The sequence below is a fragment of the Candidatus Villigracilis sp. genome, from assembly GCF_057083605.1.
In genome coordinates this window covers 24,861-48,922 of sequence record NZ_JBXMTI010000088.1, presented here as the reverse complement: position 1 = coordinate 48,922, position 24,062 = coordinate 24,861, and the positions used below count along the sequence as shown (strand labels likewise).

Sequence of the window (24,062 nt, the reverse complement as noted above, 5' to 3'; positions counted from 1 at the left end):
CGTATCGAAACCACCAGTTAACAGAAAGCATCCCATTTACTGGTGGTTTCGATACGTCCCACGAAAAACATGCGGGACTACTCAACCACCGATTTGGAAAATAATAAAATGAAACGCATCCCCTTCCTCGACTCCCACACCGGCGGCGAACCCACCCGCCTCATCGAAACGCCTCCCTTCGACCTCGGAACGGGTTCCGTTGCTGACAAATTATCCAAGCTGAAAAAAGACCACGACGACTTCCGCACCACCGTCCTCAACGAACCCCGCGGCTCGGACGTGCTCGTGGGCGCACTGCTCGTCGAACCTGCAGACCCGACCTGTCAGTTCGGAGTCATCTACTTCAACAACGTCGGCTACCTCGGCATGTGTGGACATGGCACCATCGGCCTCATTGCATCCCTGGCCTATCTGGGAAAAATTCAGCCTGGCATTATTCGAGTGGAGACTCCGGTTGGAGTGGTCGAAGCGACCCTGCACCCCTCGCCCTCGTCATTGCGAGGAGCGAACGACAGTGAGCGACGAAGCAATCCCCTCGTTGAGCAGGAGATTGCTTCGGGCAAAGAACGCCCTCGCAACGACATGTATCCCAATAAAGTATCCGTCAAAAATATCCCTGCATATCGCCATCTGACTCATGTCCCTGTCACAGTCGATGACAAAACAATTCACGGCGATGTGGCTTGGGGCGGCAATTGGTTTTTCCTGTGCCACGACCATGGCATGGACGTGGACATGCGCAACCTCGAAGCTCTGACTGAGTTTTCATGGAGCGTCCGTGAGCAATTAACCACGAACGGAATCACAGGCGCGAACAAGGCGGAAATCGACCACGTCGAGTTATTCGCATCCACCTCCGAAGCGGACAGCAAAAATTTTGTCCTCTGCCCAGGCAAAGCCTATGACCGTTCACCTTGTGGAACAGGCACCAGCGCGAAACTCGCCTGTTTATATGCAGATGGAAAATTGAAAGTGGGACAAACCTGGAAACAGCAAAGCGTCGTCGGCAGTATCTTTGAAGGCAGTGTGCAGTTGGATGGAGAGGAGATCATCCCAACCATCACAGGCGAAGCATGGGTGATGGCAGAGGGTGTGATTCTGGTGGATGAACGTGATCCGTTTGGAAAGGGAATATAAAAGTCGACGGTCACCTTCAAGGTGACCGTCGACTTAAGTAGATTAAAATTTGTGGTTACTTGGACTTTCGCTGTTGCTCAATTTCTTTGGCAATATCATCAAGGGTCTTGTTTTCAAATAATAAATCGCGTTCCTTAGTGTAATCTCCAAAACCCACGGTAAACTGTTTGAGGAAACGGACAGCGTTAATCACACCCAACTCGCGATAGAGCAGGTGAATTGCTTCTACATTTATTTCTGCCAAAGGTCTAGTGTCTGTAATCATTTTTCTATCTCCTGAAGCAACGATACAGGTGAGACAACTTGCACTTTCAATTCCTGAAAACCTTTTGCCTTTCTAAGCAATTGGTCGTCACATGTGCAAAAGTAGTCTGCCTGACTTGCTTCGGCTAAAGCCAAGTGCAAGGCGTCAAGAGGCTTTACACCTTGATTTGAGAAGTGCGCGGCTCGTTCTTTTACCTCTTGATCCATGCTTATCACGTTTTTCGCTTTTGCTAAAATTGCCATTGCATGTTCCCGACGCGCTGGCAAAGGGTTCTGTCTGGTTTCATAGATCAAGGCTTCAGACGAAACCAAATCAAATTGACCAGCATCACACAGAGCAACCAATCCTAAAACCGCTTCTGCCTCAAGAACGATGCGAACTTGATTGGCAGTATCAAGTGGACGTTGAATAGCGCAAATATCAAGGTAAACTTTCATCTGATTTAAGTATAGCATGATTCAATAACCTGAAATAAGGGATGCAATCAATGACAACAAACACAGACATGCTTAAGCACGACATCCTCATCATCGGCGGCGGCCCCGTTGGCTTAAGCTGCGCTTACTATCTTTTGAAATCTGGAAGAAAAGTTACTATTGTTGATGCTAAAGAGATCGGTAGGGGAAGTGGCTCTGGCAACGCGGGGCATATTGTGCCGAGTCATATCATTCCACTAGCTGCGCCGGGGGTGGTGACCTCCGCCCTCAAGTGGATGCTTGATCCTGCGCACAGTCCCTTTGGCATGAAGGTCAGCCTCAGCCCGAATTACATTTCGTGGTTGTTGAAATTTGTGCTCGCTTGTAGTGAAGCCAACGTCAAACGAAGCATCAAACCTTTGAATGACCTTGGGCAATTGAGCGCAAGGAATTTCGCACAGTTGATTGCTGAAGAGAAATTCGATTGTTCTTATCAGGAAAAAGGCTTGCTCTTTTTATACAAAACTGAGAAAGCCTTTCACGATGGACAGCACGAAGGCGAGTTCATGCAAAAACATGGAATCCCCGTCCGCATGTACGACAAATTCAAAGTGCATGAGGTTGAACCTGCTGCATTGGATGATGTCATCGGCGGTGTGCATTTTACAGGGGATGCGCATCTCAACCCCGCAGTGTTTCTCAAATTGCTAAGTGATCGAGTCCGCGCGATGGGTGCAGAGTTTTTCGAAAACACAACTGTCACAGGATTTGAATCCGCAAATAGAAAGATAACTAGAATTAGAACGAATGCAGGCGATTTTGAAGCGGAGCAAGTCATCCTCGCCGCGGGTGCGTTGACTCCATCCGTAGCGCGCGATTTGAAATTGAATATTCCCATCCAGCCTGCACGCGGATACAGCATGACCATGTCTGCAACGAAGACGATGCCGAGCCATGCGCTGATTCTTGGTGAGAGAAGAATCGCAGTCTCCCCGATGGGAGATGTCTTACGTTTTACAGGCCGCCTCGAAGTAGGCAATTACAGTATGGAGCCAAGTCCTGTTTGGATACAACGCATTGAGAACTCCGCACGTGAATATTTGCGCCTCGATGAAAAACTGAATGTCAAGGAAACTTGGGCGGGACTTCGTCCCACCACGCCTGATGGAGTGCCGATTATTGGAAAATCACCCAGGCATAGCAATTTGATTCTCGCCACAGGTCATGCGATGTTAGGATTGTCTCTTGGGCCAGGGACAGGTCAGGTTGTGGCACAACTGGTCAATGGACAGCAACCAGCTTTCAGTTTAAGTCCGATGCGGTTGGAGAGGTTTTAATGGATTACATCCTTCAACTTCGTGAATTCATCGGACATCGCCCCATTTTGATGGTTGGTGCAGCAATCCTTGTTGTCGATAAGCAAAACCGTTTGCTTTTGATGAAGCGTTCGGATAGCGGTTGCTGGGGCCTGCCTGGTGGAGCGATTGAACCGGGTGAAGTGGTAGAAGATGCGGCAAAGCGCGAAACACTCGAAGAGACTGGCCTGGAAATACGTGACATGGCTCTCTTTGGTGTTTTTTCAGGCCAGGAACTATATTACAAGTATCCAAACGGCGATGAAGTTTATAATGTGACTATCGTTTATCTATCTCGCGATTGGCGCAGTGAGATAACCATCAACCATGAACATACCGAATGGAAATGGTTTCCTGTTTCCGAAATTCCCGAAGATATCAGTCCACCAATCCTACCTGTGATCGAGAAATATAAACTCATAGATTCACTTTAGAACCAGATTCAATTCCTTTGAACTCCTCCCTCGTTTTTATCTTCATCACCATCTTCGTGGATTTGCTCGGCTATGGCATCATGCTGCCATTGCTGCCATTTTATGTGCAAGCACAGGATGGCGGCGCGGCGATAGCGGGTGCACTGAGTTCATTGTACGCGTCCATGCAATTGTTCGCAGGGCCTGTTCTCGGTGCACTCTCTGACCGATATGGGCGGCGACCTGTTTTGTTGATCTGTCTGTTCGGCACATCGTTGGGGTATCTCATGCTTGGGCTGGCGAATTCTCTTCCCCTCATTTTCCTCGCCGTGTTCGTTGACGGATTAACAGGTGCGAATCTCACTACTGCTTATGCCTATATTGCGGATGTAACCACCTCCGAGAATCGTGCGCGTGGAATGGGCATGGTCGGCGCTGCATTTGGGTTGGGATTAATGGCAGGGCCTGCTCTGGGCGGATTATTAAGCAGATATGGTTTATATGTCCCTGCCTTCACAGCTTCTACAATTGCATTGAGCAACATTATCTTCGGTTATTTTGTATTACCCGAATCGCTTCCGCTTGAAAAACGGGAGATCAAATCGGCTTCGCAAATTTTCAATTGGGGAAAGCAATTTGCTACTCTTTTGAAACAGGTCAATATTCAAAAATTTTTAGCCGCCATGTTTTTACTCAACCTGGCTTTCGCGGGATTGCAATCCAATTTCCCACTGTATTCCAATCATCGCTTTCAATGGACGCCGACACAGAACAGTTACTTTTATCTTTATGTCGGCATCTGTGCTGTATTCATTCAAGGATTCTTATTCGGCAAACTCCAGCCGCGCTTTGGCGAAAAACGTCTCACCATGTTTGGCCTCACCTTAATGGCAATTGGTTTGGCAGGCATGGCACTTGCGCGTGAGCCTTGGATGTTATATCCCGCCGTTACTATTGTTGCGCTTGGCACAGGCACAAGCATCCCATCGTTAACTGCTCTGGTCTCATTGCGTGTCTCTGAGACCGAGCAAGGCCGTTTGATGGGCGGCACTCAAACCTTGCTCAGCCTCACCAATATTTTCGGCCCTACTCTTGCGGGCATTTCGTTTGAAGTCATCGCTTTCTCCGCGCCGTATTGGCTGGGGAGTCTGCTGTCTATTTTCGCTTTGAGCGTTGCCTATTCATCGCTGCGCCATGCGCACAACTAAAACTCTTTCAAAAAATCCTTCACGCTTTTATCGGCTGGCTTCGCCTTGATATTTTTTGGCGTACCCACCTGCTTCAATTCACCGCCGATCATAACTGCCACACGGTCACCCATTTGCGCGGCTTCTTTTAAGTTATGTGTCACGAAGATCGTTGTGCGATGATCGTGCGATAAAAGTTTTGACAGATCTTTCAATAACTGTGTGCGGGTTGGGGGGTCGACAGCCGAAAAAGGTTCATCCATCAACAATAATTCGGGATCGAGGACAAATGCCCGTGCCAAGCTGACTCTTTGCGCCTCGCCGCCTGAAAGTTGACCTGCCCGCCGTCCGAGCAGGTGATCCACGCCCATAGCCTTTGCCCACCTATTGACCTGCGACTCGACCTCATCTTTATCTGCCTTGCGGAATTTCAAACCCAGCGCGATATTATCCCGAATAGACATGTCCATCAGCAGCGGGTCTTGAAAGACAAATGCGATCTTTCTTCTATATTCAATATCATCCCACTCTTTGAGGAGTTTACCGTGGAACATGATCTCGCCGCGCACAGGTTTAATCAAATGTGCCAACGCAAGTAGCAATGTACTCTTCCCTGCACCATTCGGCCCAACCACAGCCAGAGTCTCCCCTGTTTTGATTTCAAGCGATGCGATTCTTAATGCATCCTGTCCATTACGCTGAATGAGCAGATTCTTTATGGAGATCATTTTCTGGCTCCCCTTTGTTGAATGGAGGTCAATGCGAGGTTGATGAGGTAGGTAATGATCAGCAATAAAGCCGAAAGCGCGAGTGCGTTGTCAAACTCACCTTTTGAGGTTTCAAGGACGATGGCAGTCGTCAGCACGCGAGTCTGACCGCGGATGTTTCCACCCACCATCATGGACGCGCCCACTTCTGAGATCACTGAACCGAAGCCAGCCATGAGAGCTGCTAAAAGTGGCAACCGAGCCTCTCGCCACAGGTACCAGATCATCTGTAGGCGTGAGGCGCCGAGTCCTAAAAGTTGTTGTTGCAGCCTCGAGTCCAATGATTCCAATGCGGCGGCGGTGAGACCTGTCACAACGGGTGCGGCGATGATAGTCTGTGCGATGATGATAGCCCAGGGAGTGTAGATCAATTTCAAACTGCCCAGCGGACCGCTGCGCCATAACGTGATCGCGACCACCAAGCCAACTACCACAGGCGGCAATGCCATGCCTGTGTTGATAATGCTTAGGATAAATGAACGTCCGCGAAAATTACCAAGCGCGAGCCAGGTGCCAAACGGCAGGCCGATTAGCAAACTAATGACGGTTGCAATCGCGGAGACTTGTAAAGAGAGGGTGGTGACGTTCCAAATTTCAGGGTCAGATAACATAGTCTATGGCAATTCCAAATCCGAGTCGGTTTTATCTGCATCAGCGAAGAACAAAGGCTGGCCGTATTCCTGTACACCAAACTCGCGGATGATGTCTTGGCCTTGCGGCGAGGTGATGAAATCTGCAAAAGCTGCTGCGCCTTGAAGATTTACTTGGGGCCACTTTTCTGGATTCACAGTAATGACGTGATATACATTCAAAAGCACAGGATCGTTTTCAAAAAGAATGACCAGATCCAAATTCGATTTATAAGCGATGAAGGTACCGCGGTCTGTAATGGCATAGCCTTGTTTTTCAGATGCGATGTTGAGCGTGGCTCCCTGTCCCTGGCCTGTTTCAAGATACCAAGGCTGCCCTGTTGGATCGAGGCCTACGCTGTTCCAGATTGCCAGTTCCTTTACATGTGTGCCTGATTCATCGGCGCGTGAGACGAAAGTTGCAGCGGAGGAAAAGATCGCCTTGAAAGAGTCAACAACTGTCGGCTGGGAGCGAAGCGAGGCGGGGTCCGAGTCAGGGCCGACGATCACAAAGTTGTTGTGCATCACGAGGCGGCGATCGATGCCGAATTCATTTTCCATAAAATCTTTTTCTGCGGAGGGCGAATGTAAAAGGATGACATCCGCATTGCCTTCCTGCGCGATCTTCAAGGCTTGCCCTGAACCTGTTGCAATCAGGTTGACTTGAAATCCCGTTTGCTTGGTGAACGCGGGCAGAAGCACATCCAGCAAGCCTGAATCTTGCGTGGAGGTTGTTGAAACAAGCAGAATACTTTTGGAAGGGTCAGACGTGGTGCAAGATGTTAGCAACAGTAAAACAATAAAAAATATTTTTTTCATTCAACTCCGATATAAAAGGAGCGACTATCTTAGCCGCCCCTTTTATCGGGTTGAATTATAAGCCTAAGTCTGCATCTGTTTTATCTGCATCAGGGTAGAAGAGTGGCTGACCGAATTTTTCCACTCCAAATTGACCGATGATCTCTTGGGTGGCGGAATTGATCATAAAGTTTGCGAAGGCAAGCGCACCTTCATAATTAACGGCAGGCCATTTCTCTGCGCTAACCGTGATGACGTGATAGACATTCAATAAACTATTATCGCTTTCGACCAAAATTTCAAGTTGATAATTATCTTTGTTGGCGAGATACGTGGCGCGGTCAGTCAGAATGTATGCGCCTTTTTCGGATGCCATGATCATCGAAGCGCCCATACCCTGACCTGTTTCGATGTACCAGGCTTGGCCAGCAGGATCAAGCTCGGCAGATTTCCATAATGCCAATTCTTTTTTATGCGTGCCAGAGTCATCGCCGCGTGTGACGAACTGTGCGCCTTCATTGAAGATGGCTTTGAAAGCTTCGCTCGCGGATATCCCTCCTTTGATGCCTGCGGGGTCAGAGGCTGGCCCGACAATAATAAAATCATTATGCATGACGAGGAAACGGTCTGTGCCATTGCCTGCTTCCATGAATGTGACTTCGGATGAAGGCGCATGGACGAGCAATACATCCGCATTGCCTTCTTCACCCATCTTCATCGCTTCACCTGAACCAACCGCCACCGTCTGGACCGTGTAGCCTGATTCTGCTTCGAAGAGCGGAATCAACACGTCGAGCAAACCCGAGTCCTGTGTGGAGGTTGTAGTGGCGAGAATGATATTTGGGTTCGCAGGAGCGGCTGCTGGTGCTTCAGTGGGGGTTTCGATAATAGGCGCTTCCGTGACAGGTGCTTGAGTTGCAACAGGTGTTGGAGCAGCTCCACAGGCTGCCAATACAATTGAGAGGACGAGCAGAAGCGAGAAAAGAATATTGCGTGATATGTGTTTCATACTATGATCCTTGATGTGAGATTTTTGATATTCAACGCCTTGCAAAGTTGAATTTGTTACCTGTCTTTTGTGATTGATTCTCCAATAAGTAATTCCTTAATTGAATAATGAAAATAAAAAATGCGACACTAGTTATAAAGTGATCTGCTCTCCACTGTGATCAGTGCTGTAACCTGTTAATGCATTGAGCGCATTGCGAAAATCCGAGGTTTGGATGTATTCGAGCAATGGGTTTAACTGCGCCTGCTGTTCACGCGGCAGGACGAGATCGTAGCGTTCTTCAAAAAGCGGAATGAAATCAAGCCCATGTTGATATGCAGCGGCTTGCAGGCCGAGGGAGACATCTGCTTTGCCTGTTTCTATCAAGGAGGCGGCCTCACTGTGGGTATTCACGACTTTTTCATATCCGTTGATCTTTTCAGCTGGGATTCTTTGGTTGCGTAATTCTGCATCCAGCCATAGACGTGTGCCTGAGCCTGCATTGCGATTTACGAAACGGATATTTGAACGCGCGAGATCGGCAACTTTCTTAATTCCTTTAGAGTTGCCCGCCGAAAGCATTAGGCCTTGTGTGCGGTGGGCCAGCGTAATGATTTCCACATTTCGATCTGGGAACAGATGTTTTACAAAAGGAGTGTTGTACTCACCGTTTTCATCCAATAGATGCGAACCAGAAATTTGGCAAAGTCCCTGGCGCAAATTGACAAGCCCATCCAGCGAGCCGACGGGCAGGCTTAATAATGTGACATGCTTCGCAAGATGCTCTGCAATGCCTTCAAGAGCCAGATCGTGACTGCCCGAAAAAATGACGGATGGTTTTTTGCTTTTTGGCAGAACGATTTCCTGCAAGAGCAGCGCATCTGCTTTGGCGCGATAGTATTTTTCTGTCACCTTGCCCGTTCTGCGGATTTCGCTGACTTCGATCAGCGCGGCAGATTCAAGCGCAAGGATGTGATGACGCACCCACGCGGGTGACTGCTTCAAGGTCCGCGCGAGATGCGTGAGTGTGGCGGGGGAGGCCATTAGCAGGCGCAGAATATCCATGCGGCGGGAGTCTGCCAACAGTTTGATTTTGTCAAAGGATTGAATGGGTTGGATGGTTTTCATACGCGTTCCAATAAGGAAAAACTTAATCGCAAGTCTAAACCCAAAACTTTGTCCAGTCAAGCGCAATTTTTATTTGACATGCTCCGCTGCTCATGTTATAAAACGTGAACAATTGAAGTTCTGCTGTACTCATCCAGAGAGGCGGAGGGACCGACCCTTTGAAACCTCGGCAACCGTTCAAGCGGTGCCAATTTCGGCAATTGAATTTTATTCAATTGATAGATGAGAGATGATGTGTATCTTCACGTCGCCTCTCGTTTTGAGAGGCGTTTTTTTATACAGAGGAGAGCCATGTCAGTTGATAATAGAATATTCATTCAGGAGTTGATCGCTCGTTTTGCGAACAGCTTTGACATGAAGGATTGGGATGGGCTTCAAGGTTGCTTCACCGAAACGCTTCACACGGATTACTCCGACCTGCGCGGCACTCCGCCCGAGAGCGTTTCTGCAGTTGATTATGTAAAGTCACGCCGTGAAGCATTGGATCATTTGAAATTGCACCATTTGGTTAGCAATTATGAAATCGATTTTCCAGATTCAAGCACTGCCACCTGCCGCGCTTCGATGATCGTCTGGCGCAAAACAGAGGCGGAGGAATTCACTTCACACTGCGTCTATAATTTCCAATTAGTCAAACAAAGAGGAGATTGGAAGATCAGCGGCATCACGCAAAAGATTCTATGGAACGAAGGCAGTGCTTCCGTTCATAAAGGCGCGAAATAAAGGAGTTTGCCATGGAACTTGAACTGATCAGAACCTTTATTGAATACCATCTTGACCTGACCCGCCGCGTTTGGGATTCCATCGATCAGCTCAGCGAAGAACAATTCCTCGCCGACGATGCCTACTCGCGCGGTTCCATCCGCAACTTGATGGTGCACCTTGCCAGCACAGACCGCCGCTGGCTTTCGGGTTTGAAAAACGGACCCGATGTCGGACATCTGAAATTTGAAGATTATCCGACACGCGTTGCCGCACGCAAGTTGTTCGAGGAAGTGGCAAAGGATTTTTCCAATTACATCAACGCAGTGACAGCGGAAGAATTGAATCAAAAACCGCCCGAGTTTACTCATCCCAGTTGGGCCGTGCTTCTACATCTGGTCAACCATGGCACGGACCATCGCTCGACTGTGCTGCAAAAACTCACAGAGCTCGGCGCACCAACCTTCGACCAGGATTTTATTATGTGGCTGTGGAACAAAAAGTGAATTGTCCCGAATGCGGCGCGCCTGAGAATTTATGTCAAACGCGCTTTGATGAGTTTCTCGTTCTCGAATTCACAGACTCAAGCTACGGAGCCGTCCACCACTTGACCGTGTCCGCATACATGCTCCAGCACTCCAGCAAGTTGACCCGTGAAGGCTGGCTGCACGAGCGAGAGTTGTTGAGAGAGTTCCTCATGGAAAATAAACCGCCCGCCTTTATCCGCAGGCAAAACAAAGACCTGGTAGACAGCGGCAAGCGCACATTCAAAATCAGATCAAGAGATGGCCTGCCCGTCATCAACAAAACTTCGTGGATGAAGACGATTCTGGATGTCCGCGCGGAGAATGTGGAAGTTTATTGTGCAGATGTGAATGCGTGGGCGAGGGCCGTGTTGAATGAGAGTGAGTCGATTGCGATATGATATTCCCGACGCCCTTGACCCGCACGGACGTAAACGTCCATGCTATACCTACAAAGTCCGCTCAAGCGGACTAGCCGACTTGAGTCGGCTTCGTACGAATAGCACGGGGATTAATCCCCGTGCGGACATAACCCGCACCGAATCCCTGCACAGCAAGATGTGTAAGGATTGGAAGTCTGAACTTTGGAATAACAATGATGAATACTACCTTCACAACAAAAAACATTCTCAGATTTCTGTTGCTAATTTTCATAGCCTTTTCTTCCGGCTGTGAACAATCAACCGTTGTTGATTCTCAAAACCCCACACCCGTAATTCCAACAGTTGATGCAACACCGTTACCTTGTTTTTCTTTGCCGCAAATACCGACAACAGATATCGAGATAATTGCTGAAAATTGGTTTTTATCTGAAATTCCTCAAATTACCAATCGTGACCAATACAGATTCGCAGATTACTTGGATACGTGGGTTGGGTTTTGCAAAATATACCAGCATGCAATCCAATCTGGAGAAGATTGGACTAAAAGTCCCATAGAGATTGCCCTAAGAATAGCAACAAATAATGTATATTTAGAAATATTCATTCCGAATCAGATAATTCTTGTGGCAGAAAACGATCAAAACTTAATCTTAAACAAAAACGACTTGGTGCCATCTGCTACAAATCGAAACATTGCCATAGTTATGATTAATCATTCACAAGGCACTGCCCATTACGAGAATCGTTTCGATTTTGTTCGTGAGAATGGCATTTGGAAAATTAGATGGTGGGGTAATCGTTGGAAATGCATTAATGACGAAGCCCCTACTTGGACAAGTAAATTCTGCTTTTAATAACTTAAGGAATTTTCGATCAAAGATAGACAAATTTAGGAGAACTTAATGACAATTCGCAAATACACCAACCGCCGTTACCTCGACGCCCTCGAAAAGAAAGTGCTCGTCTTCGATGGCGCCATGGGAACCAGCCTGCAATTGCAGAACCTGACCGCCGAACATTTCGGCGGCGAACAATATAACGGATGTAACGATTACCTCGTCATCTCGTACCCCGAAGCCGTGGAGAAAGTCCATCGCTCCTTCCTCGAAGTTGGCGTGGATGTGCTCGAAACGGACACCTTCCGCTCGAATCGTTTGACGATGGCGGAATATAAATTGCAGGATCGCATCATTGAGATCAACATGGCTGCGGCCAAACTCGCGCGCAAACTGGCGGATGAATACGCCGCAAAAAATGGACAGCCGCGTTTCGTCGCTGGCTCCATCGGACCTTCAGGCAAACTTCCCTCCACGAATGATCCCGAACTTTCGAATGTCAAATACGATGAGTTGATCGATACCTTCCGCGAGCAGGCCGTTGGATTAATTCAAGGCGGCGTGGATGTGTTGCTGATCGAAACCTCGCAGGACATTCTCGAAGTCAAAGCCGCCATCACGGGCATTCACAAGGCCTTCGAGGAGACCGGGCAATATTTGCCGATCCAGGCTCAGGTCACGCTTGATACGACAGGCCGTATGTTGCTCGGCACCGATATCAACGCCTCGCTTGCGATCCTTGAAGGGATGGGCATCGATGTCATCGGCCTCAATTGTTCCACGGGCCCCGAACATATGCGCGAGCCCATCCGCTTCCTCGGCGAAAATTCCACGCTGCCCGTTTCGTGCATTCCGAATGCGGGGCTTCCGCTCAATGTCGATGGACAGGCTGTCTATCCGCTTGAGCCTGAACCGTTCGCGAAAGACTTATATGAATTCGTGACCAAACATAATATTTCGGTGGTGGGCGGATGCTGCGGCACGACGCCTGAACATCTTAAGTTGCTGATCCAAAAACTGGATGCGCATCCACATCCCAAGCGACCGCTTCATTCCACGCCTCAACTTGCCTCTGCCATGTCAGCCATTGCCATGCGACAGGAGCCGCCCCCGACCTTGCTTGGCGAGCGCTGCAACGCGCAGGGCTCACGCAAGTTCAAACGACTCCTGCTCGAAGAAGACTACGATGGCATTTTGCAGATCGCACGTGACCAGGTTGCGGGTGGCGCACACGCGCTGGATATTTCCGTGGCAGTCACCGAACGCGCCGATGAAGGCGAACAGATGCGCAAAGTCATCAAGAAATTGCAGATGGGCGTGGACGTACCTCTGGTCATTGACTCTACAGAACCCGATGTGTTGGAGATCGCATTGCAGACCGCGCCCGGGCGTTGTCTCATCAACTCTACCCATCTCGAATCTGGCCGCGCCAAAGCCGATAAGATCTTTGGTCTCGCCAAAAAATACAACGCCGCTGTGATCTGTCTCACCATTGATGAGAACGGCATGGCAAAGACCGCCCAAAGCAAATACGAAGTGGCAAAACGCATTTACGATATTGCCGTCAACGACCACGGACTCAAACCCGAAGATTTGGTCTTTGACGATCTGACCTTCACACTTGCCACTGGCGACGCCGAATTCGTTGACTCTGCCAAAGAGACCATCGAAGGTATTCGCCTAATCAAACAGAATTTGCCTGGCGTGATGACTTCGCTGGGCGTGAGTAACCTGTCCTTTGGTCTTGCGCCTCAGGCACGTCCGCCGTTGAATTCCGTCATGCTTTATTACTGCGTGGAGGCTGGCTTGGATATGGCCATCGTCAACGCGGCGCACGTCCAGCCGTACGCTGAAATCGATGCCGAGGAACGTGAACTGTGCGAAGACCTGATCTTCAACCGTCGCGAAGACGCTCTGCAGCGCTTCATTGAGCATTTTGAGAATGTCACGGTTTCAACCGAATCTTCCGTTGCCGACCCCATGGAAGGCATGACGCCTGAACAAAAATTACACTGGTGCATTCTTCACCGCCACAAGGAAGGTGTCGAAGCGGATATCGATACCATTGTCAATCGCGGATATATCTGGGATGAAAAACTGCCCGATAATGGGGCAGGTGTAAGCCCCGCACCCACGAAACATGAAATCGCAGTTTACACATTAAATAATGTGTTGCTGCCCGCCATGAAAGAGGTGGGTGACAAATTCGGGGCGGGTGAATTGATCCTGCCCTTCGTGCTGCAATCCGCTGAAACGATGAAGAAGACCGTCTCGCATCTTGAGAATTATCTCGAAAAGGTGGAAGGCGTCACTAAAGGCACAGTCGTGATTGCCACGGTTTATGGCGATGTGCATGATATTGGCAAGAATCTGGTAAAGACCATTCTCGCCAACAACGGGTACACCGTGATCGACCTCGGCAAGCAGGTCCCGGCTGAGACGATCATCACCAAAGCTGTAGAGGCGAATGCGACCGCAATCGGCTTGTCTGCCTTGCTGGTATCCACCTCCAAGCAAATGCCGCTGATCGTCAACGAAATGCACCGCCGCGGACATAAAGTGCCGATCCTGATCGGTGGCGCGGCCATCAACCGCCGTTTTGGCCGCCGCATCCTTTTCGCGGAAGACGGCAACGCCTACGAACCTGGTGTCTTCTATTGCAAGGATGCCTTCGAAGGCCTCGACACGATGGATGCTTTGATCGATCCCGATCGCAAGCCTGCCATGCTCGAACAGCTCCGCAAAGACGCAGACATGGAAATGGGGCGTGCCTCCCAGGTACCTGAGTATCGCAAGACCGAAGGCACACGCTCGACCATTGTCCCGGCGCCGATCGCCCTGCCAGCCAAGCTTGGTCAAAGAGTTGTAAAAGATATGCCGCTCGAAATGGTGCTCAAGCACCTGAATATCAATGAGCTGTATCGCCTCTCCTGGGGCGCGAAAAACACGCACGGCGCCGAATGGGACAAGATGAAGAAAGATTTCGATGCCCGCCTGGCAAAGATGACCAAGGACGCGCTCAAAGACCATTGGCTGAAACCTCAAGCTGTTTATGGCTACTTTGCATGCCAGGCCGATGGTGATACTTTAATTGTTTACGAAGATGCAGAAGGTAAGAAGGAACTGACACGCTTCGATTTCCCGCGTCAGCCTCACGATGACCATCTTGCACTTTCGGATTACTATGCCACCGTCGAGTCTGGTGAGATGGATGTGGTTGCGCTTCAAGTTGTCACCGTTGGCCTCGATGCCACCGAAAAATTTGACAAGTTGCAAGCTGCCCATAACTACACTGACGCCTACTTTGTCCACGGCCTCGCAGTCCAGACGGCGGAAGCGACGGCCAATTATCTGCACGAACATATCCGCCGTGAATTAGGTCTCGCTGAAAATCAAGGCAAGCGCTACTCATGGGGCTATCCCGCCATCCCAGAATTGGAGGATCATTTCAAGGTTTTCCAGTTATTACCCGCTGTCGAATCTGAACTCGGCATGAGTCTTTCCACCTCGGGTCAACTCATCCCCGAACAATCTACCGCCGCGATCATTGTCCATCATGCACAGGCGAAGTACTATTCGGTGGGTGAGAGTCGCGTTGAACAGCTAATGAAATAAGAAAGTAGACAGGTATACAAGTAAACACGGATAAACGTGCCTTGTATACCTGTTTACTTATCTACTTATGCACATTCCCCCATGATAAACTTATCGCCGATAACTCCATCTGGATCATATCAATGAAACATTCCCTGCAAACCGCATTCAAATCATGGATTGGAATCACCTTGTTGGTCATTGCCAGCCTTATTGCCATATATCTTCGTAACGACAGCGAAGGTCTCAACCTCTTCATACAGCAATGGCCATTATCTAATCTCGTGGTAACCATGTCAGCAACAGCCTTGACCTGGCTATTTCTGGGTGTGTTGCTATACATGCTTGCCAATGAAAAAATAAATACTGGGAATGTTTTCACTGTTGCAGGTTTTTTTCTTGTAATGTTCGTTTATCTCAATATCCTGCGCGAAAGATTCCGCTATGGAGATTATGCCTATTATATCGAGGCGGCGACTGCTTTACTGAATAACCAAACACTGCCCGATACCTATTTATATTTGCCGCTTTGGGCAAGCATTTTGCAATTCATCGTCCCACTTGGTGACCAGGGAGTCCTCCTCATTTTGTGGACAGTCAACATGCTTGCTCTTGGCGCATTTTACATTCTACTTGTCCGTGTTCTCGAAAGATATGGTTTTTCAAATCGTCTCACGGTTGCTGTCACAGCCCTATTCCTTCTTGTTAACACACCTCTGCTGCGAACCTTGGGCTTCGTGCAGGTCAACCTGCTGGTGATGGACTTGATCTTCCTTAGTATTCTTACATATCCTAAAAACACATTCCTCTCTGCGTTGACCTTGGCCCTCGCTGTTCATCTAAAGACATCCCCCGCAGTGCTTGTGTTAGCTTTTCTGCTTGAGTTCAACTGGCGCTGGCTGATTTGGTTTTTCATCAGCTTTCTTGTGATCGTAGCAATCCCCGTTGCAATTAACGGAGTCTCGCCTTATTATGATTATCTGAACAACATTAGCATTCTGACTCAAATCCCCGACACGAATTTCCACGACACATCCTTTGATTCATTCCTGCGCTTCCTCAATCCATTCTTCGGCATTAATACTTTGTGGACGCGCATAATGATCTATATTGCCAAAGCAGCACTTTTAATTGCGACAATCGCCGTGATGATAAAAAACATCCGCGGGCAGTCGTTCGCAAATGACGGAAACAAAATGCTGAATGCTCTCCCGCCGCTTTTCATTATCATGACTTTAGCATCGCCCATTGTTTGGGATCATCACGGCCTGTTTGTCACGTTATCATTTTTATTGATGTTAAAGCGTATCGACACTCCAAACCTGTGGGTGTGGTTTTGCTTCGCCTATGCTCTCGAATTTATCCTTCCTTCGTTTGATTTCTTCCCCTGGTCCTATGGTCGCCTTATTGCGCCGATAATCATGTTAGGCTTGATGTGGCAAACATCGAAAAGCAAAACACCTTCACAACCCTTCTCAACTGCAAGTCAATGGCTGGATAAACTAAATGGGTGATCTTCCATGAAGAAGAATCTTCCCGCTATTATTCTATTTGCAGTTATCCTGTTTGCAGGTCTGTTGACTTTCGATCAATTTGGCGAGAGTTGGGACGATCGCTCGCTCCAAAAATATGCCGATCGATCCCTCGCCGCGTATACGACTTGGCCCCAGCAGGGGATCGTGGATGTCACGCCTCAAGACTTGGGATACTACGGGCCCTTTTATGTGATGGCTGTTGCGCTTGGCTCGCGATTCTTAGCTACCTTTCTTCCTTTTCTTCTTCCCGATCTTCGACACCTGATCTATTTCCTCACTTTCTTTGCAGGCATGGTCGCATTTTATTCTATTGCGCGGCGTTGGTTGACTCAAATCCCTGCTATGGGAGCGACTCTCCTGCTTGTGACCCAACCTCTCATTTGGGGGCATACATTTATTAACCCAAAAGATACGCCATTCCTTGCCCTCTTTACCATCAGTCTGGCGTTGGGATTCAAAATGATCGACTCAATTCAAGGGATTTCACTTGATCTTTTGGAACCCTCCTCCAAACGGAGGCTGACGCTTCTGACCGCGCTCTGGCTTGCCTCTGTTTTCTCGTTGTTTATCTTCACTGAGGTGATTCACGGCTATATTTCCGGCCTTGTATATTCAGCACAAGTTGGTACTACCAATATCATCACACTGATAGCCTCCAAACTCCATAGCGTTTCCGCTGAAACTTACATCCAGCGATATTTCCTGCTGTTTTTGCGAGCACGCGCTGTTTACTTTCGGCTTTCCACTGCTCTGCTTCTTTTTATCTGGTATCGCTTTCAGCCCGCTTTATTGAAGCTTCTCCTCGCGGTGCTTTTGCCAGCCATCCTGCTGGGATTCACAACCTCCACTCGCATCCTGGGCCCCTTCATTGGCTTGATCGTGATCTATTATGCCCTGCAGATCGTTGGCAGACAGGCACTTCCCGCACTTGGCATGTACGCCGTGATCGCCATGATCGCCGTTTACCTTACCTGGCCCTACCTGTGGATGAACCCCGCCCTGCGATTCGCAGACAGCTTGATGGAAATGTCCTCCTATCCTTGGTTTGGAGAGGTGCTGTTCAACGGTGAAAAATATCTTGCAAAAGATATACCTTCTTCATACATCCCCACCCTGTTTGCCATTCAGTTGACCGAGCCAGTCTGGGTGTTGGCATTGGCCGGATGGGGGCTGTCAATTTTCGGCGCGGAAAAGAAGCGCGAACTTCTTGTGTTATCCATCCTGTGGTTTCTCGTTCCAACAATTCTGTTTATTATTTTGCATGTTGTTTTGTATGATAATTTCAGGCAGGTCTTGTTTGTATTACCGCCCGTATTTCTAATGGCTGGGGCTGCGTTCGAAAAGATAAGGAATGTAAAATGGCAGCTCGCGTTGATTTCGATCTGCCTCCTCCCTGGGATTCTCGGTATCCTCTCGCTTCATCCTTATGAATATATTTATTACAACAGCTTTGTAGGCGGTGTTGGCAATGTGCAGGGACGGTTTGAAACCGATTACTGGTTGACATCCTATCGCGAGGCTGCGGAGTATGTCAACAAGGTTGCACCAGCCGATGCAACCGTTTGGGTGGATGGGCCTGGCAACGTCTACTCGATTTTCGCAAGGGAAGATTTGTTGGTGTACTCATGGAGCAGGGACGAGGGCCAGGATACTTACGATTATGTAGTTGTAACAACACGTTATGATTTTGATAAGACCTCCTATCCCGAAGCGGAGATCGTTTACAAGATTATGCGCGGTGATGCATTGCTGGCCGTGATAAAAAAACCTTGAAAGAGATAATATGAACCTTATTGAAACAATTTCCGAAAAAACTTTACTAGCCGACGGTGCAATGGGAACCATGCTCCACGCGCGCGGCATTGGCTTTGACAAATGCTTTGATGAGCTAAACCTGACCAACCCCGTTGCTGTGGCTGAGATTCATCGTGAATATATCGAAGCAGGCGCAGAGTTGATCATCACCAACACATTCAGCGCGAACCGATATAAATTAAGCAAGCATGGCCTGGAAGAGGATGTGGCTGCGATCAATCGCGCAGGCGTGGAGCTTGCAAAGCGTGTGGTGGCGGCCTCGTACAAGGATGTGTTGATCGCGGGAGATGTCGGTCCGCTGGGGGTGAGGATCGCTCCGTATGGCAGAGTCAAGCTGGAGGAGGCGCGTGAAGCGTTTGCGGAGCAGATCCGCGCGTTGGCTGAAGCTGGCGTAGATTTGATTGTGATTGAAACCATGAGTGATGTATATGAAATTCAAGAAGCAATCAAAGCCGCGAAGGAGACCTGCTCATTGCCTGTCGTCGCTTCGGTGACCTTCACTCGCGATGACCGAACTCTGCTTGGCGATGGCCCTGCCAAAGTCGCGCACAGAATCGCAAAGGCAGGTGCGGATGTGATCGGCGTCAATTGTTCTGGCGGCCCATCACAATTATTGCGCATCTTAAAACAGATGCGTCAGGCTGTGCCCAACGGCAAATTTTGGGTGAAGCCAAATGCAGGCTGGCCCGAACAAGTTGGTGGACGAATCATGTATCCCGCGGATGCCGAGTACTTCGGCGATTATGCGCTTTCGTTCCGTGAAGCGGGCGCAAATATCGTGGGTGGCTGCTGCGGCACTACGCCTCAACATATTGCATCCATGAAGAAGGCATTGGAATCTGCGCGGGTTGATTCAAATGTCGATGTGATATTACTTCCGACAGATGAAGATTCCGCCGAGCCAGCCGAACAACCCACGCAGTTTGCTCAAAAACTTGCCAATGGAAAATTTTCCATTTCTGTAGAAATGGACCCACCGCGCGGGCTTTCAACACATAAGCTTCTTGCGGGTGCATCCTTGCTATATGATTCTGGAGCAGATGTCATCAACGTGGCAGACAGCCCGATGGCGCGCATGAGAATGTCTGCCTGGGCAGTGTGTGATGTGGTGCAGCGCAAGATCGGCGTGGAAACTACATTGCATTTCCCCACCCGCGGGCGAAACCTCCTGCGTGTGCAAGGTGACTTGCTTGCCGCGCACGCCATTGGTTTGCGAAATGTTTTTGTTGTAATGGGCGATCCTACTTCCATTGGCGATTATCCTGAAGCCACGGATAACTATGACCTCGTCCCATCGGGCCTCATTAAACTTATCAAGCAGGGTTTCAACATGGGTGTGGATCATTCGGGCACGAGCATTGGTCAGCCTACAAACTTTTTCGTTGGCGCGGCCTTGAACCTTTGTCCGCAGGATATGGATGCGGAAGTGAAAAATATGCATCGCAAAATTAAAGCGGGCACAGATTTCTTCCTCACCCAACCCATCTATCGCGCCGATGATGGTTCCAAGTTGATTGAAGCTTATGAAGCCAAGCATGGCAAATTAGACAAGCCTATCCTCGCGGGTATTCTGCCGTTGGTCAGCGCAAAGCACGCAACCTTCCTTCACAACGAAGTACCTGGCATTTTCATTCCCGAAGAAGCGCGCAAGCGAATCGAGTCCGCTGGCGATGCGGAGCGCGGCTCGAAGATCGGTATCGAACTCGCTGTGGAGTTGATCGAGGGCATCAAAGGCTGGGCCAGCGGCATTTACATCATGCCGCAATTCCACCGCTACGATATGATCTCTGAAATTATCATGGCGGTTAAAGAATAATTCTTACTCTGGAGTCGGGCAGCTTACTTACCCTGTGGGTGCTGCCCGACATAGACATCCAATGAAACCCCTACGCGCCATCATCAGTCTGTTGATCGGATTCATCGTCAGCTATTTTCTGGCTGTGACGTTTTTCAACTTCGCTGATTATTCATCACCGATAGACCGCCTCTTTCTGACCGTTGTGCCTGCTCTGGCCATCGGCATTCTCCTATTTGAAACATTCCCTGCCATCTTGCAATGGGCAGCCACCATGCGGGCGCGTTATTCCATCCCACATTATCTTGCTGGCTTCTTGTTGAGTTTGAACCTAACTTATAGCGCAGTTGGATTCTTGAGCGAAGTGCTTCGCACTCCGTTTGGCATGGTCTTGTTCACTGTCGTTTTCGTCGCCCTTGGCAGTGTGGTTGGATATTATCTTGTCCGCCGAGCAGCAAGCTCATTCCATGACGGATACCTAAGCAAGCCACTAAATGTCATTCTTGCTCTCGCCTTGCCATTGCTTTTGTCCGCAATCATTTATGCCAGCCTGCAATTTCCGTCCATGTTTGTTTGGGAATACATCATCGTTCCGCAGAAATGGATGGCCTTATTCGTCATCACTGCTCTGGCGGCGGGGGTGTTGGGTCTATATGTTTTAAATCTCTGGAGTGGAACAGCAAGCTGTTCCACAGTTCAGCAGCAAGCTGCTGGACTCCAGAATAACCTGCCTGGATTGTACGCAGGCGGAATGTTCTTTCTAATCAACCTCATCATTGCACGGGCACTGAATCATCCCGCGTTAAGCATCAACAGCGTGCTCTTTGAATCAGACGCTGGCCCTTGGATGACCATCCTTGCCAGCCCCGAGGGAGACGTAGTCAATCGCTCCGTGCACCCGTTGACCCTGATCATCTTGCGCCCGTTGATTCGCCTTGCGGCGGGCTTCATGGGCGAGCATTGGGCCCTCGCTGGCATGCTGATCTCTGCTGCGATTAGTGGACTCTGCGTATTCATGACATGGCTCTTTGTCAAACGTGCTACCGAGTCAAAGACCTATGCATTCATTTTCGCCATCCTGCTGGGTTCTACGGCCACGCACTTGCTCTTTGGCTCGCTCACCGAAAATTATGTTTTCGGTGCTGCTGCGCTCATCTTTTTCTTTTTGCTAATTCAAGCCAATGAAAGACGTTTTTTCGTTCTCGCGCCTGCGGGTTTGCTTCTTTTTGGTATTACCATCACCAACATTGCACAAGGTGTGATCGGCCTCTTCTTCAACAAATTCGGTATCCGCCGTTTGATTCAATACACAGCGCTTGTATTTGCATTGGGTGTTGTGTTGACCACTATTACGAGCGCCATTTATCCAAATTCACAGACATTCTTCTTCGTGCCTGCTGACCTGGCCTTTGAATTCAATTTTGTAAAAACAACGCAAGAGGTTCCTGCAGCGAATTTCATTGAAAAATTCCAAGTTGTCAGCCGCACCATGTTTTTGTACGGCACAGTGGGGCCAAGTCCCATTGAAGCGGTTTCGAATAAACCCCCATTTCCAACCATTGACCTGAAGACCTTCGATGTCCGCGAGCACCACCTTGCTTCGTATAAAGGGCTTGGCAATATTCCCCTCGCATTATGGCTGATCCTGCTGGCGGGCTCGTTCATCGTCTTCGTAAAAAATATCCGCTCATCCAAACACATGCCGCTTATGTTGGGTCTGCTTGGCACACTAGCCTTCAACTTTCTCATGCACATGTTCTACGGCACGGAACTTTTCCTCTACACGCCATATTGGATCTATGCCCTGGTCTTTTTCATTGCACTCGCTTTATCTGAATTTATAGATAGACAGTGGTTTGAAATCATTCTGACTATTGTCGTGTTGACATTAATGGTCAATAATTTCTGGTTCATCATTACCGTCTTGCATGGGTTGGCTCCATTTTATGCGGCAGCACCGTAGAAAATAATCGAAAGGGGTAAAATAAAGCCATGCTCCTCACCATTGACATTGGCAACACCAACTTAACCCTTGGCCTTTACGAAGGCGATAAACTTGGCGCGCATTGGCGTTTGGCTACTGACCACAACCGTATGCCTGATGAATACGGCTTGCAGTTTTTAGGCCTCTTGCAAAATGCAGGGAAGACTCTGAAAGACATAACGGGCATTTCGCTTGCATCTGTTGTGCCGCCATTGACGGGACGTGTGATCCAAGCCTGCCGCGAATATCTCAAACAAGAGCCACTGGTTGTAGATACAGGTATCAAAACGGGGATAAAGATCCGCTATGAGGACCCGCGAGCAGTGGGCGCTGACCGTGTCTGCGATGCGGTTGCGGTGATGAAATTATATGGCGGCCCTGCCTGCGTGGTGGATTTTGGTACAGCGACAACTTTCAACGCGATCACGAAAGATGGCGAATATCTTGGCGGCGCAATTACAGCAGGCATCAACCTGGCTGCAGAGGCTCTGTTCACGCGTGCGGCGAAACTTCCACGCATCGATCTGCAGGTACCTCCCTCTGTTATTGGACGTAATACGATCCATGCGATGCAATCGGGGCTGCTGTTTGGGTATGTCAGCATGGTCGAGGGGATGGTGGCAAGATTCAGGTCCGAATTGGGAAGCGATATGAAAGTCATCGCAACGGGCGGACTGGCTGAAGTCGTCGCCAAAGAGACGAAGGTGATTGACGTGATTGCTCCCTGGCTAACCCTGGATGGGTTACGGATGATATGGGAACTTAATCAGTAAACCTCAATAAGACCACGCCGATCAGCACCAACAGACTTCCAAAGAGTTGCGGGCCAGTGAGGATTTCGCTTAATAAGAAATAGGCCCAGATCGCGGTGAAGGCGGGTTCAAGAGTGGCGATCAAATTTGCAGTGGTGGGGGAAAGATAGCGGATGCTCAAGGTGTAAAGACCGAAGCCGCCGAGGGTTGGCGCAACACCAAGAAAGAAAAGTATTCCCCATCCTACAACTGAATCTCCGAGCCAGAGCATATCTGTGAATACGGGTTTGCCTGTGATGAACAGATCATTGCCTATGTTGAAGAATAATAGAAACACGGTTGCACATGCAAAGCTGTAGAGCAGTGCTGTCCACGAATCGACATGTGTATCCGATGCGTGTTTCCCTTGCAGGTTGTAAATGGCGAACAGCAAACCCGTCAGCAACCCAAAGATGATTCCCAATGGGTTGAGATTCCATGCAGAGGGATTATATGCGCCAGAGACGAAAATGATTCCAGCTAGGCTGAGCAAAATCGATATGACTTTTATGTTGCTGAACTTTTCTTTGAAGACGATCTTGCTTAAGATGGCCGTCATTGCAGGTGAGGAAAATGCCATTACGGTTGCAACAGCCGCCCCGTTGTATTGAACCGAAAAAGTCCACATCGAGTTGAAGACCGCCAACACGAATCCATAAACGATCATAAAGCCCCAGCGTTTTCGGTCAAGCCGAAAGCGCGGACGGTTGAATAGCAAAAGTCCCACGACCATGCCAAATGAAACAAACAGGTCGCGCCAGAATGCCAACACAAATGATGGCAGGGCATAGGTTTTGTTCAGGTAACTGATGATGATGCCGGTGGATGACCAGAGGATGGTGGCTGTGAGGGCAATGAGATAGCCGCGAGATTTTGATGTATGGGTCATGGATTCCTTTCCAAAGAAAAAACCCCGCGTTTGCGGGGTCAAGGGATGTGCCCCCACGGGAATTCGAATCCCGGTTTAAGCCTTGAGAGGGCTTCGTCCTGGGCCACTAGACGATGGGGGCAATAGCGGGC

General features: G+C 49.1%; 22 protein-coding genes, 1 tRNA gene and 1 riboswitch. Of the genes, 14 read left to right on the top strand and 9 right to left on the bottom strand.

All coding sequences use genetic code 11. The annotated features are described in order from the left end of the window. The first annotated feature begins 108 nt into the window (after positions 1–108). Positions 109–1,137 (top strand): proline racemase family protein, encoded by a 1,029-nt coding sequence (locus tag AC14M5_RS13255; RefSeq protein ID WP_484030149.1) that lies wholly within the window; start codon positions 109–111, stop codon positions 1,135–1,137. Between the two features lie 55 nt (positions 1,138–1,192). Here AC14M5_RS13255 and AC14M5_RS13250 read toward each other — a convergent pair whose 3' ends face one another. Together AC14M5_RS13250 and AC14M5_RS13245 are read right to left on the bottom strand one after the other, a co-directional pair. Next, entirely contained in the window at positions 1,193–1,402 is a 210-nt protein-coding gene (locus tag AC14M5_RS13250; protein WP_484030148.1) for a hypothetical protein, read from the bottom strand. Beyond that, a complete protein-coding gene (locus AC14M5_RS13245) occupies positions 1,399–1,857 on the bottom strand; it encodes a PIN domain-containing protein (protein WP_484030147.1) in 459 nt (152 codons plus the stop codon). Before AC14M5_RS13245 ends, AC14M5_RS13250 begins: the two co-directional genes overlap by 4 nt. Positions 1,858–1,889: 32 nt before the next feature. Between AC14M5_RS13245 and AC14M5_RS13240 the strand changes: the two genes are divergently transcribed. From AC14M5_RS13240 to AC14M5_RS13230, 3 genes are read left to right on the top strand one after another with little or no spacing between them, the layout of a single operon-like run. Next, positions 1,890–3,155, top strand: a complete 1,266-nt coding sequence (locus AC14M5_RS13240; RefSeq protein ID WP_484030146.1) for an NAD(P)/FAD-dependent oxidoreductase — start codon at positions 1,890–1,892, stop codon at positions 3,153–3,155. Then, positions 3,155–3,607: an NUDIX hydrolase gene (locus AC14M5_RS13235; protein WP_484030145.1), complete on the top strand. Its 453-nt coding sequence runs from the start codon at positions 3,155–3,157 to the stop codon at positions 3,605–3,607. Before AC14M5_RS13240 ends, AC14M5_RS13235 begins: the two co-directional genes overlap by 1 nt. A 17-nt stretch (positions 3,608–3,624) precedes the next feature. Then, positions 3,625–4,794, top strand: coding sequence for an MFS transporter (locus AC14M5_RS13230; protein WP_484030144.1), 1,170 nt, complete (start codon positions 3,625–3,627; stop codon positions 4,792–4,794). Here AC14M5_RS13230 and AC14M5_RS13225 read toward each other — a convergent pair. From AC14M5_RS13225 to AC14M5_RS13205, 5 genes are all read right to left on the bottom strand, one after another. Beyond that, positions 4,791–5,501 (bottom strand): ABC transporter ATP-binding protein, encoded by a 711-nt coding sequence (locus AC14M5_RS13225; RefSeq protein ID WP_484030143.1) that lies wholly within the window; start codon positions 5,499–5,501, stop codon positions 4,791–4,793. The genes AC14M5_RS13230 and AC14M5_RS13225 overlap by 4 nt on opposite strands. Continuing rightward, positions 5,498–6,151 (bottom strand): ABC transporter permease, encoded by a 654-nt coding sequence (locus AC14M5_RS13220; RefSeq protein ID WP_484030142.1) that lies wholly within the window; start codon positions 6,149–6,151, stop codon positions 5,498–5,500. The genes AC14M5_RS13225 and AC14M5_RS13220 overlap by 4 nt, the downstream gene beginning before the upstream one ends. Before the next feature lie 3 nt (positions 6,152–6,154). Beyond that, positions 6,155–6,988, bottom strand: a complete 834-nt coding sequence (locus tag AC14M5_RS13215; RefSeq protein ID WP_484030141.1) for an ABC transporter substrate-binding protein — start codon at positions 6,986–6,988, stop codon at positions 6,155–6,157. A gap of 55 nt (positions 6,989–7,043) precedes the next feature. Further along, positions 7,044–7,976: an ABC transporter substrate-binding protein gene (locus AC14M5_RS13210; protein WP_484030140.1), complete on the bottom strand. Its 933-nt coding sequence runs from the start codon at positions 7,974–7,976 to the stop codon at positions 7,044–7,046. A 132-nt stretch (positions 7,977–8,108) separates the two neighbouring features. After that, positions 8,109–9,083 carry a substrate-binding domain-containing protein gene (locus tag AC14M5_RS13205; protein WP_484030139.1) on the bottom strand — a complete coding sequence of 325 codons (975 nt, stop codon included), beginning with the start codon at positions 9,081–9,083 and terminating at the stop codon, positions 8,109–8,111. A 126-nt stretch (positions 9,084–9,209) separates the two neighbouring features. Next, positions 9,210–9,312, top strand: a riboswitch (SAM riboswitch). A gap of 62 nt (positions 9,313–9,374) precedes the next feature. Between AC14M5_RS13205 and AC14M5_RS13200 the strand changes: the two genes are divergently transcribed. The 10 genes from AC14M5_RS13200 to AC14M5_RS13155 all read left to right on the top strand — a co-directional run bounded on the left by AC14M5_RS13200 (position 9,375) and on the right by AC14M5_RS13155 (position 23,024). Continuing rightward, a complete protein-coding gene (locus tag AC14M5_RS13200) occupies positions 9,375–9,806 on the top strand; it encodes a nuclear transport factor 2 family protein (protein WP_484030138.1) in 432 nt (143 codons plus the stop codon). 11 nt (positions 9,807–9,817) lie between these two features. Continuing rightward, complete coding sequence (locus tag AC14M5_RS13195) at positions 9,818–10,291, top strand: DinB family protein (RefSeq protein WP_484030137.1); 474 nt, start codon at positions 9,818–9,820, stop codon at positions 10,289–10,291. Then, positions 10,270–10,710, top strand: coding sequence for a DUF5946 family protein (locus tag AC14M5_RS13190; RefSeq protein ID WP_484030136.1), 441 nt, complete (start codon positions 10,270–10,272; stop codon positions 10,708–10,710). The genes AC14M5_RS13195 and AC14M5_RS13190 overlap by 22 nt, the downstream gene beginning before the upstream one ends. 194 nt (positions 10,711–10,904) lie before the next feature. Beyond that, entirely contained in the window at positions 10,905–11,546 is a 642-nt protein-coding gene (locus AC14M5_RS13185) for a hypothetical protein (RefSeq protein ID WP_484030135.1), read from the top strand. A 48-nt stretch (positions 11,547–11,594) separates the two neighbouring features. After that, positions 11,595–15,143 carry a methionine synthase gene (gene metH, locus AC14M5_RS13180; protein WP_484030134.1) on the top strand — a complete coding sequence of 1,183 codons (3,549 nt, stop codon included), beginning with the start codon at positions 11,595–11,597 and terminating at the stop codon, positions 15,141–15,143. Between the two features lie 122 nt (positions 15,144–15,265). Beyond that, positions 15,266–16,636 carry a glycosyltransferase family 87 protein gene (locus tag AC14M5_RS13175; protein ID WP_484030133.1) on the top strand — a complete coding sequence of 457 codons (1,371 nt, stop codon included), beginning with the start codon at positions 15,266–15,268 and terminating at the stop codon, positions 16,634–16,636. Positions 16,637–16,642: 6 nt separating this feature from the next. Beyond that, on the top strand, positions 16,643–18,430 hold the full coding sequence (locus tag AC14M5_RS13170; RefSeq protein WP_484030132.1) for a hypothetical protein: 1,788 nt from the start codon (positions 16,643–16,645) through the stop codon (positions 18,428–18,430). A 10-nt stretch (positions 18,431–18,440) separates the two neighbouring features. Beyond that, positions 18,441–20,288, top strand: a complete 1,848-nt coding sequence (locus tag AC14M5_RS13165) for a bifunctional homocysteine S-methyltransferase/methylenetetrahydrofolate reductase (RefSeq protein ID WP_484030131.1) — start codon at positions 18,441–18,443, stop codon at positions 20,286–20,288. 61 nt (positions 20,289–20,349) lie between these two features. Further along, the gene (locus tag AC14M5_RS13160) at positions 20,350–22,230 is read left to right on the top strand and encodes a hypothetical protein (protein ID WP_484030130.1); all 1,881 of its coding nucleotides are present in this window, start codon (positions 20,350–20,352) and stop codon (positions 22,228–22,230) included. 29 nt (positions 22,231–22,259) lie between these two features. Next, a complete protein-coding gene (locus AC14M5_RS13155) occupies positions 22,260–23,024 on the top strand; it encodes a type III pantothenate kinase (RefSeq protein WP_484030129.1) in 765 nt (254 codons plus the stop codon). Here the strand turns inward: AC14M5_RS13155 and AC14M5_RS13150 are convergent. Together AC14M5_RS13150 and AC14M5_RS13145 are read right to left on the bottom strand one after the other, a co-directional pair. After that, positions 23,014–23,931, bottom strand: a complete 918-nt coding sequence (locus AC14M5_RS13150) for a DMT family transporter (protein WP_484030128.1) — start codon at positions 23,929–23,931, stop codon at positions 23,014–23,016. The genes AC14M5_RS13155 and AC14M5_RS13150 overlap by 11 nt on opposite strands. Positions 23,932–23,979: 48 nt before the next feature. Next, positions 23,980–24,052 (bottom strand) — tRNA-Glu (locus AC14M5_RS13145). Positions 24,053–24,062 lie beyond the last annotated feature (10 nt).